Source organism: Methylobacterium sp. B1, assembly GCF_000333255.1.
GTDB classification, from domain to species: domain Bacteria; phylum Pseudomonadota; class Alphaproteobacteria; order Rhizobiales; family Beijerinckiaceae; genus Methylobacterium; species Methylobacterium fujisawaense.
In genome coordinates this window covers 1-8,777 of record NZ_BACT01000093.1, presented here as the reverse complement: position 1 = coordinate 8,777, position 8,777 = coordinate 1, and the positions used below count along the sequence as shown (strand labels likewise).

Genomic DNA, 8,777 nt, shown 5'->3' with positions numbered 1-8,777 from the left:
CCCGGGGCGCCGGCACCTCGCTCGCGGGGGGCGCCATCGCGCAGGCCGACGCGATCATCCTGGGCGTCGGCAAGATGACCAAGGTCCTCGACCTCGACTTCGCCAACCGCACCGCCCGGGTGCAGAGCGGTATCACCAACCTCGCCATCTCGGGGGCGGTCTCCCACGAGGGCTTCTTCTACGCCCCCGATCCGTCGAGCCAGCTCGCCTGCACGATCGCCGGCAACATCGCGATGAATTCCGGCGGCGCCCACTGCCTGAAATACGGCGTGACCACCAACAACCTGCTCGGCGTCACCCTGGTGCTCAACGACGGCACCGTGGTGGAGATCGGCGGCGAACACCTCGACAGCGGCGGCTACGACCTGCTCGGCCTCGTCTGCGGCTCGGAGGGTCAGCTCGGCATCGTCACCGAGGCCACCGTGCGGATCCTGCGGGCGGCGGAAGGGGCGCGGCCGGTGCTGGTCGGCTTCTCGAAGGTCGAGGATGCGGGCGACTGCGTGGCCGCGATCATCGCGGCCGGCATCATCCCGGTGGCGATCGAGTACATGGATCGCGAGGCGATCCTCATCACCGAGGATTTCGCCCAGGCCGGCTACCCCCGCGACGCCGAGGCGATGCTGATCATCGAGGTCGAGGGCTCGGATGCCGAGTGCGACGCGATGCTGGCGCGGATCGAGACGATCGCCAAGGATTTCCGCCCGACCAGCGTGCGGGTCTCGCGCTCGGAGGCGGAATCGGCCGCGATCTGGAAGGGCCGGAAATCGGCCTTCGGGGCCACCGGCCGGATCTCCGACTACATCTGCATGGACGGCACGATCCCCACCGGCCAGCTCGGTCCGGTGCTGGAGCGGATCGGCGCGATCTGCGCCGGGAAGGGCCTGCGGGTCGCCAACGTGTTCCACGCGGGCGACGGCAACCTGCATCCGCTGATCCTGTTCGACATCAACACGCCCGGCGAATTGCAGAAGGCCGAGGCCGCGGGCGACGAGATCTTGAAGCTCTGCGTCGAGGTGGGCGGCTGCCTCACCGGCGAGCACGGCGTCGGCATCGAGAAGCGCGACCTGATGCGCTTCCAGTACGATCAGGTCGATCTCGAGCAGCAGATGCGGGTGAAGGCGGTGTTCGATCCGGACTGGATGCTGAACCCCGCCAAGGTCTTTCCGCTGGATGGGCGGCTCGCGGCCTGATCGGCGGCCGCGTGACCGTCAGGCCGGACCGCAGCCAGCCTGAATCCACAGCGCGCCAGGGCGCCCTGCAGGACCTGCGGACGGTGAGGACGCGACCGTCTCCGATCGCGCGCCTACGACCGTCCGGCTTCCGCGGCCGCGATCAGGCGGCCTCGACCTTGCGGCCGGCACGCGGCTTGGTCGCGGCGGCCGAAGCCTTGCGCCGGCTCGGGGCGGGGGCGGAGACCGCCTCGTCAGCGGGTTCCGCATCCTTGTCGGCGGACTGAGACCGGCCCGGCTGGCCGAGACCGAGGCTCTTCGCGAGAGCCGAGCGCTGGGCCGAGTAGTTCGCCGAGGTGGTCGGGTAATCGGCCGGCAGGCCGTAGCGCTCCCGATAGCTCTGCGGATCGAGCCCGTGCTTGGTCAGGTGGCGCTTCAGCGTCTTGTACGACTTGCCGTCGATGAAGCTGACCAGTCCGTCAGGGCGGATCGACTTGCGGATCTGAGCCGGCGTCGGCCGCTCGACGCTCTCGGTCGCCGGGGCGACCGGGCCGGATCCGATCGCGTTCAGAGCCTCATGGATGCTCGCGATCAGGGCCGGCAAATCGGCCGAGGGTAGCGAGTTGTTGGAAACGTAGGCCGCGACGACGTCCACGGTCCGTTCGATGTAGTCCAATTGCGATGTCGGCGCAGCTTCTGACATTCTCTCTTTCCTCGGCGCAAAAGCCTGGTTGGATCCTCACTTTTCGCGAGTTAAGACAGCGTCCAGAAAATGCAAGGCGATTCATACAATTATCTGTGATCGTGCAGAAGTCTAAACCTCGATCACGCGGCTGGGCTTACAGGGTATGGTTGCATAGATGGCACTTGAGGCGCACTTCTGAAGCGCTTTATCCCCGCCGGTCCCACGAATGCTAGCCGGATCCTGGAGCCGGGTTTTCGCTGGCGGCAGAGACCTTTACCGCCCGGACCGAGGGCGCACCTAGACGATCGCTCACGATTGCCCTGCGGTCATGCCGGGACAACGCTCGATCTTCGTACAGTTGTGGAAAGACGGGCGGGGTGCCTGCGTCATTTTCGCCCGCCGATCGCGACGTTAGACGAAAGTCTTACGCGGATCGAAGGCGTCGCGCACAGCCTCGCCGGCGAAGACGAGCAGGCTCAACATCACGGCGATGACCAGGAAGCCGGTCAATCCGAGCCACGGCGCGGTGAGATTGTCCTTGCCCTGCGCGAGAAGCTCTCCGAGGGAGGGCGAGCCCGGCGGCAGGCCGAAGCCGAGGAAGTCCAGGGACGTCAGGGTGGTGATCGAGCCGTTCAGGATGAACGGCAGGAAGGTCAGGGTCGCCACCATGGCATTCGGCAGCAGATGAACCGTCATGATGCGGATGTTCGACAGGCCCAGTGCCCGCGCGGCCCGGACGTATTCAAAATTCCGGGCTCGCAGGAACTCGGCGCGCACGACGCTGACCAGCGCCACCCACGAGAACAGCAGCATGATCCCGAGCAGGACGAAGAAGCCCGGGGCGATGAAGGCCGAGATGATGATGATCAGGTAGAGGGTCGGGATGCCGCCCCAGACTTCGATGAAGCGCTGGAAGGCGAGATCGACCCAGCCGCCGAAATAACCCTGCACGGCCCCCGCGACGACGCCGATCACCGAGGAGACCGCGGCCAGGATCAGGCCGAACAGCACCGAGATTCGGAAGCCGTAGATCACCCGCGCGAGCACGTCCCGGGTGGTGTTGTCGGTGCCGAGCCAGTGCCAGGGAATGTCCGCGCAGCCCGTGCCGCCGAGCTTCTCGGCCACGGGCCGGCATTGCGCGTCGGTGAGCATCCAGGTGGGCGGGGACGGCGACGGCGTCGGCAGATCCTCGTTGATCGTGTCGTACGAGAACGGGATCGGCGGCCAGAGCGCCCAGCCGTTCGCCGCGATCTCCTTGCGGATCTCCGAGGACCGGTAATCGGTCGTCGCGAGGAAGCCGCCGAACTTCTCCTCGGGATAGTCGACCAGCACCGGGACCAGCCACTCGCCCTTGTAGGACAGCAGGATCGGGCGGTCGTTGGCGATGAATTCCGCGAACAGGCTGAGGACGAACAGGACCGCGAAAATCAGGAACGACCCGTAGCCGAGCCGGTTGCGGCGGAAATTGTCGAGGCGGCGCCGGTTGAGCGGCGACAGGCGGGTACGCCGGCCCGCAGCGGCGACCGGGACCGGTGCCCCCTCGTCCGGCCGCAGGACCAGCGGCTGGGCGCCGGGCATCGGCGCGGGCACGACCTCGCTCTCGCCGGGACGCGTGACCTCGTTCATCCGTGCTGTCTCCCGGCCCGTGCCGCGCGCCATCCCGCTGCCCCGGGGCTTGCCCAGAGACTCGCCCAGAGATCCGGGCAGCCCCAGGACCGGCCGGACGGGGAGCGGCTGAGGGGGCTCAGCCGTCGAGCCGGGTCGCGGTGCCCTCGATCTCGGTGGGACGCAGACCGCCGCTGCGCTCCATCCAGCGGCGCAGCAGACGGACATTGCGGCGGTTGGCCTTGAAGGCGGCGTCGAACAGGTCGCCCGCAAGCGGCACGGCACCGATCAGCCCGTCGAAGGCGACGTTCATCCCCATCCGGGCCAGCAGCCAGCGCGGCGCGCCCAGGCGCTTCGCCTCGTAGACGATGAAGGAGGAGATCACCATGCCGGCCACGTCGCCGATCACCGGCACGAGGCCGATCAGCGCGTCGAACCCGACCCGCCGGTTGATGCCCGGGATGACGAAGGCCGTGTCCATCAGGTGGGCCAGCGTCTCCAGCCGGGCGAGGCTCGCCTCCCGGCCGAGATCCGCCTTCAGGAAGGCGGGATTGGAGGGCGTCGCGCCCCCGGGGAACGTCTCGGCACGGGCGAAACGCCCGGCCTGGGCAGCCTGGGTGAAGTCCATGGTCGGGATCCGTCGGGAAGCCATCGTCCGCAACGATGTGGCCCCCCGGTCGGATCCCCGCAAGGACGGGGCCGCCACGGGTCACGCCGCCCTCCCGGCAAGACCGCTCATGCGGTCGAGGGCCGCATCCAGGGTGGCGTCGTCCTTGGCGAAGCACAGCCGGACGATGTTGCGGACGGCGGCGTCCGGGTAGAAGGCGCTCACGGGGATCGCCGCGACGCCGTGCCGGGTGACGAGCGCCTCGCAGAATGCCGCGTCGTCGGCGTAGCCGAGATTCGCGACGTCGAGGTTGAGGAACCACGTGGCCCGGGCCGGCAGCACGGTGAAGCCGAGGCCGCGCAGGCCGTCCGCGAGCCGGTCGCGGGACCGGGCATAGCCGGCGCGCATGGCCTCGAACCATGGGGCCGGCTTGCCCAGCCCGTAGGCCACCGCCTCCTGGAGGTTCGGGGGCGTGGTGAAGGTGAGGAACTGGTGCGCCTTGGCGAGCCCGCGCATCAGCCGGGCATCGGCCATCACGAAGCCGACCTTCCAGCCGGTGAGCGAGAAGATCTTGCCGGCCGAGCCGATCTTGACGGTTCGCTCCCGCATCCCGGGCAGCGCCATCAGCGGCCGGTGGCGCGCACCGTCGAACACCACGTGCTCCCAGACCTCGTCGCAGAGCGCGGTCACGTCGAACCGCTGGCAGTAGCGGGCGAGCAGGTCGAGATCCTCGGGGGCGAACAGCGTGGCGCTCGGGTTGAGGGGATTGTTCAGCACCACGACGCGGGTCCGCGCCCCGAAGGCCTCCGCCAGCGCGGCCTCGTCCAGGCGGAAGGCCGGGGGTTGCAGCGCCACGATCCGCGGCACGCCGCCCGCCCGCCGCACGAGGGGCAGGTAGGCGTCGTACATGGGCGCGAACAGCACGACCTCGTCGCCGGGCTCGATCAGCGCCAGGAGCGCGCCGGCCAGCGCCTCCGTGGCCCCGGAGGTGACCATCACCTCGGTCTCCGGGTCGAGGACGAGCCCCTGGTGCCGCGCGTAATGGGCGGCGACCGCCTCCCGCAGGGCCGGCAGCCCCATCATCGGGGGATACTGGTTCCAGCCGTCGCGGAGCGCCCGCGCGCCCCGCTCGCGCACGTCCTCCGGCCCGGGATCGTCGGGGAAGCCCTGGCCGAGATTGATCGCGCCGTGGACCCGCGCGAGCCGGGACATGGTCTCGAACACCGTCGTGGGGAGGGCGTCGAAAACGGGGTTGATGAAGGCGGGCGTCATGCGGCGCGGCAGGGGGCGCGGCTGTGGGCGCGGCTGGGGGCGCCGGGCATCGAGGGGGTCGGCATCGCCGGCCTGTAGCATGGGCGCCGCGCGTTGCGGAATGTGCGCGGTCGCACAGACCCGGATTCCGACGCGCACGCACCGGCTGACGAATGTTGACATTCATCACCCGTATCTTAGGTTCGGATCACGGCCGGAGCGGCGCACACGCCGACGGAGCTTCGCCCCCTCGCTCCGTCAGCGGGGTTCCGCTCCGGTCCCCAAGAAGGGCCATCGACTTGCGGGTCGGTGGCCCTTTCGGCATGTCCGGAGGCGGCCGCTCCGATCGTCGGGCGGGTCTTCCGGATGCGACGATGCGGCCTTCCTCACGCACGGTCCTCGGCTGCCTGATCCTGGCGCTGCTGATCGGCGGCGTCGCAATCGGCCTGCGCCGCGCCGTGACCGTCACCCCGGTGGATGACGCCTTCCGCGCGGTGCTGCGGGCCTATGCGGTGCCGGATGCGGCCGGCGGGACCCAGCAACACGACTGAAACGTCGCCGCCCTAGTGACGGCGCATTGGCCGGGCACCGGTAAGTGCACCGACAGGTGAACCCGCAGGTGAACATGTCGCCGCGGTAAGGAGCCGTTCGGGGCCCGGACAGCTTTATGGGCGTATGCTCCCGCACACGGGATCGGAGCCGTCGGTTCCCGAGGGACAGGGCGGCTTCAGGACAGGTCTTCGGGACGCGGCGTTCCGGAGGCGGAGTGGGGGCTTCGACAGCGAGGGATAGGGTGCCGCCGGTCGCGCAGGCGACCGGCATGTGCTCTAGTCAGGCATGAACGAGAGTTCACCGATCCGGACCGACACGGCCCGGGCTTACCAGCCCGGCGAGGCGCCCGCGCGGGAGGTCCGGACGCGGCGCTTCCGGCCGATCCGCTGGCTCGTGATCCTGATGCTGCTCGCCGGCGCCGGGGCGATCGGTCATCGCTGGTACGAGGCGCGCACCGACAAGGGCGCGGAGCCCGCGACGGCGCACAAGGGCGGCGGCCGCGGCGGCCGGCACGGCGGCGCCGACATGCCGCAGGCGGTGGGCGTCGCGGCGGTCACGACCGGCGACATGCCGGTGGTGCTCCAGGGCCTCGGCACGGTGACGCCGCTGGCCACCGTGACGGTGAAGTCGCAGATCAGCGGCTATCTCACCCAGGTGAAGTTCCGCGAGGGCCAGACCGTGAAGGCCGGCGACGAACTCGCGCAGATCGATTCCCGGCCCTACGAGGCGCTGCTCGCCCAGTACCAGGGCCAGCTCGCCCGCGATCAGGCGCTCCTGCAGAACTCGAAGCTCGACCTGCAGCGCTACCAGACCCTGAACCGGCAGGACTCGATCTCGAAGCAGAACGTCGACACCCAGGGCGCCCTGGTGAAGCAGAACGAGGGCACGGTCGCGGCCGATCAGGCGCTGGTCGACCAGCAGAAGCTCAACATCGCCTACACGCACATCACGTCGCCGGTGGACGGGCGGGTCGGCCTGCGTCAGGTCGACCAGGGCAACTACATCTCGGCCGCCTCCACGGCGATCGTGGTGGTGACCCAGCTCCACCCGATCTCGGTGATCTTCACCCTGCCGGAGGACGACGTGGCGCGGGTGATGCGGCAGGTGCGGGCGGGCGCGAAGCTGACCGTGCGGGCCTATGACCGCGGCGACGCCCACGAGATCGCCGCCGGCCGGCTCGACACGGTCGACAACCAGATCGACACGACCACCGGCACGGTGAAGCTGCGCGCGCTGTTCGACAACGGCGACGAGGAGCTGTTCCCGAACCAGTTCGTGAACGCCAAGCTCACCGTCGACACGGTGCGGGGCGCGGCGCTCGTGCCGAATGCGAGCCTGCTCCAGGGCACGCCCGGCACCTACGTCTACCTGATGGACGGGGACAACAAGGTCACGGTCCGGCCGATCAAGACCGGCGAGACCGACGGGACCAACACCGTGGTGGTCTCGGGCCTGAAGCCCGGGGATCGGGTCGTCACCGACGGCACCGACCGGCTGAAGGACGGCGCCCCGGTGCGGATCACGGAGGGCGCACAGGCGGCGGCAGGGGACGGGAAGGCCGCGGAGGCCAAGCCCGACGGCAAGGGTGAGGTGAAGTCCGGCGTGCCGACCGACGCGGCGGCGGATGCCCAAGGGACAGCGGAGGGCGGTCGTCGGCACCGGCGCCGTCAGGCGCAGTGAGGACGGGTCTGGCGCGCGGGACCCGCGGCCTCCCCTCCCCCTTCCGCGGAGTCGGGGAGATTCCGGAAGGTCAGTCCCAGTCTCCTCCTCATCCTGAGGTGCGGCGAAGCCGCCTCGAAGGAGGGCTTCAGGGATCGCGCGCCCGGCTGGAGGGCTCCTTCGAGGCCTGCGCTGCGCTTCGGCACCTCAGGATGAGGGCGCGGATGGGACGTCCGTGCCCCCCGATTCAAGCCTTCCTGCAGCGCAGGCTGTCCGGCGCGGAAGGGTCGCGCCCATGAACCCGTCCCGCCTCTTCATCCTGCGCCCGGTGGCGACGACGCTGCTGATGCTGGCGATCCTGATCGTCGGCGGCGTGTCGTACCTGAACCTGCCGGTCTCGGCGCTGCCGGCCGTCGACTACCCGACGATCCAGATCCAGACCTTCTATCCCGGCGCCAGCCCCGAGGTGATGACCTCCTCGGTCACGGCGCCCCTGGAGCGGCAGTTCGGGCAGCTCGCCAACCTCAACCAGATGACCTCGCAATCCTCCGCGGGGGCCTCGGTCATCACCCTGCAGTTCAGCCTGGACCTGTCCCTCGACATCGCCGAGCAGCAGGTCCAGGCGGCGATCAACGCCGCCGGCAACCTGCTGCCCTCGGACCTGCCGGCGCCGCCGATCTACGCCAAGGTCAACCCGGCCGACGCGCCGGTCCTCACCCTGGCGCTGACGTCGAAGACCCTGCCGCTCACCCAGGTGCGCGACCTCGCCGAATCGCGCCTCGCGCAGAAGATCAGCCAGGTGGCGGGGGTCGGCCTCGTGAGCATCTCGGGCGGCCAGCGCCCGGCCGTGCGGGTGCGGTTCAACGCCCGGGCGCTCGCCGCCTACGGGCTCAACATCGACGACCTGCGCACCACGATCACCAACCTCAACGTCAACACGCCCAAGGGCACGATCGACGGGCCGACGCAGTCCTACGCGATCAACGCCAACGACCAGATCCGCGACCCGAAGGCCTACAATTCGGCGATCATCGCCTACCGCAACGGCGCCCCGGTGATGCTCTCGGAGGTCGCCGACGTGGTCGAGGGGCCGGAGAACACCAAGCTCGGCGCCTGGGCCGACGCGACGCCGGCGGTGATCCTCAACATCCAGCGCCAGCCCGGCGCCAACGTCATCGCCACCGTCGACAAGATCAAGGCGCTGCTGCCGCAGCTTCAGGCGAGCCTGCCGGCCGCCGGGCGGGGCGCC

At 69.8% G+C, this 8,777-nt stretch carries 8 protein-coding genes; 4 read left to right on the top strand and 4 right to left on the bottom strand.

Annotated elements, in window-relative coordinates:
• Positions 1–1,190: FAD-linked oxidase C-terminal domain-containing protein (locus I53_RS02705; protein ID WP_043346341.1), on the top strand; the 1,190-nt coding region annotated here is incomplete at its 5' end.
• 142 nt (positions 1,191–1,332) lie between these two features.
• On the opposite strand, the gene I53_RS02700 is transcribed toward I53_RS02705, so the two are convergent.
• From I53_RS02700 to I53_RS02685, 4 genes are all read right to left on the bottom strand, one after another.
• A complete protein-coding gene (locus tag I53_RS02700) occupies positions 1,333–1,872 on the bottom strand; it encodes a MucR family transcriptional regulator (RefSeq protein WP_043346338.1) in 540 nt (179 codons plus the stop codon).
• Between the two features lie 393 nt (positions 1,873–2,265).
• The gene (locus tag I53_RS02695; protein ID WP_043346336.1) at positions 2,266–3,480 is read right to left on the bottom strand and encodes an ABC transporter permease; all 1,215 of its coding nucleotides are present in this window, start codon (positions 3,478–3,480) and stop codon (positions 2,266–2,268) included.
• Between the two features lie 118 nt (positions 3,481–3,598).
• Entirely contained in the window at positions 3,599–4,087 is a 489-nt protein-coding gene (locus I53_RS02690; RefSeq protein ID WP_043346332.1) for a DUF4112 domain-containing protein, read from the bottom strand.
• Positions 4,088–4,168: 81 nt separating this feature from the next.
• On the bottom strand, positions 4,169–5,338 hold the full coding sequence (locus I53_RS02685; protein ID WP_236962069.1) for an aminotransferase: 1,170 nt from the start codon (positions 5,336–5,338) through the stop codon (positions 4,169–4,171).
• Between the two features lie 353 nt (positions 5,339–5,691).
• Between I53_RS02685 and I53_RS02680 the strand changes: the two genes are divergently transcribed.
• The 3 genes from I53_RS02680 to I53_RS02670 all read left to right on the top strand — a co-directional run.
• A complete protein-coding gene (locus I53_RS02680) occupies positions 5,692–5,868 on the top strand; it encodes a hypothetical protein (RefSeq protein WP_251982192.1) in 177 nt (58 codons plus the stop codon).
• Positions 5,869–6,154: 286 nt separating this feature from the next.
• Positions 6,155–7,549 carry an MdtA/MuxA family multidrug efflux RND transporter periplasmic adaptor subunit gene (locus I53_RS02675; protein ID WP_043346328.1) on the top strand — a complete coding sequence of 465 codons (1,395 nt, stop codon included), beginning with the start codon at positions 6,155–6,157 and terminating at the stop codon, positions 7,547–7,549.
• Positions 7,550–7,823: 274 nt separating this feature from the next.
• Positions 7,824–8,777: efflux RND transporter permease subunit (locus tag I53_RS02670; protein ID WP_043346326.1), on the top strand; the 954-nt coding region annotated here is incomplete at its 3' end.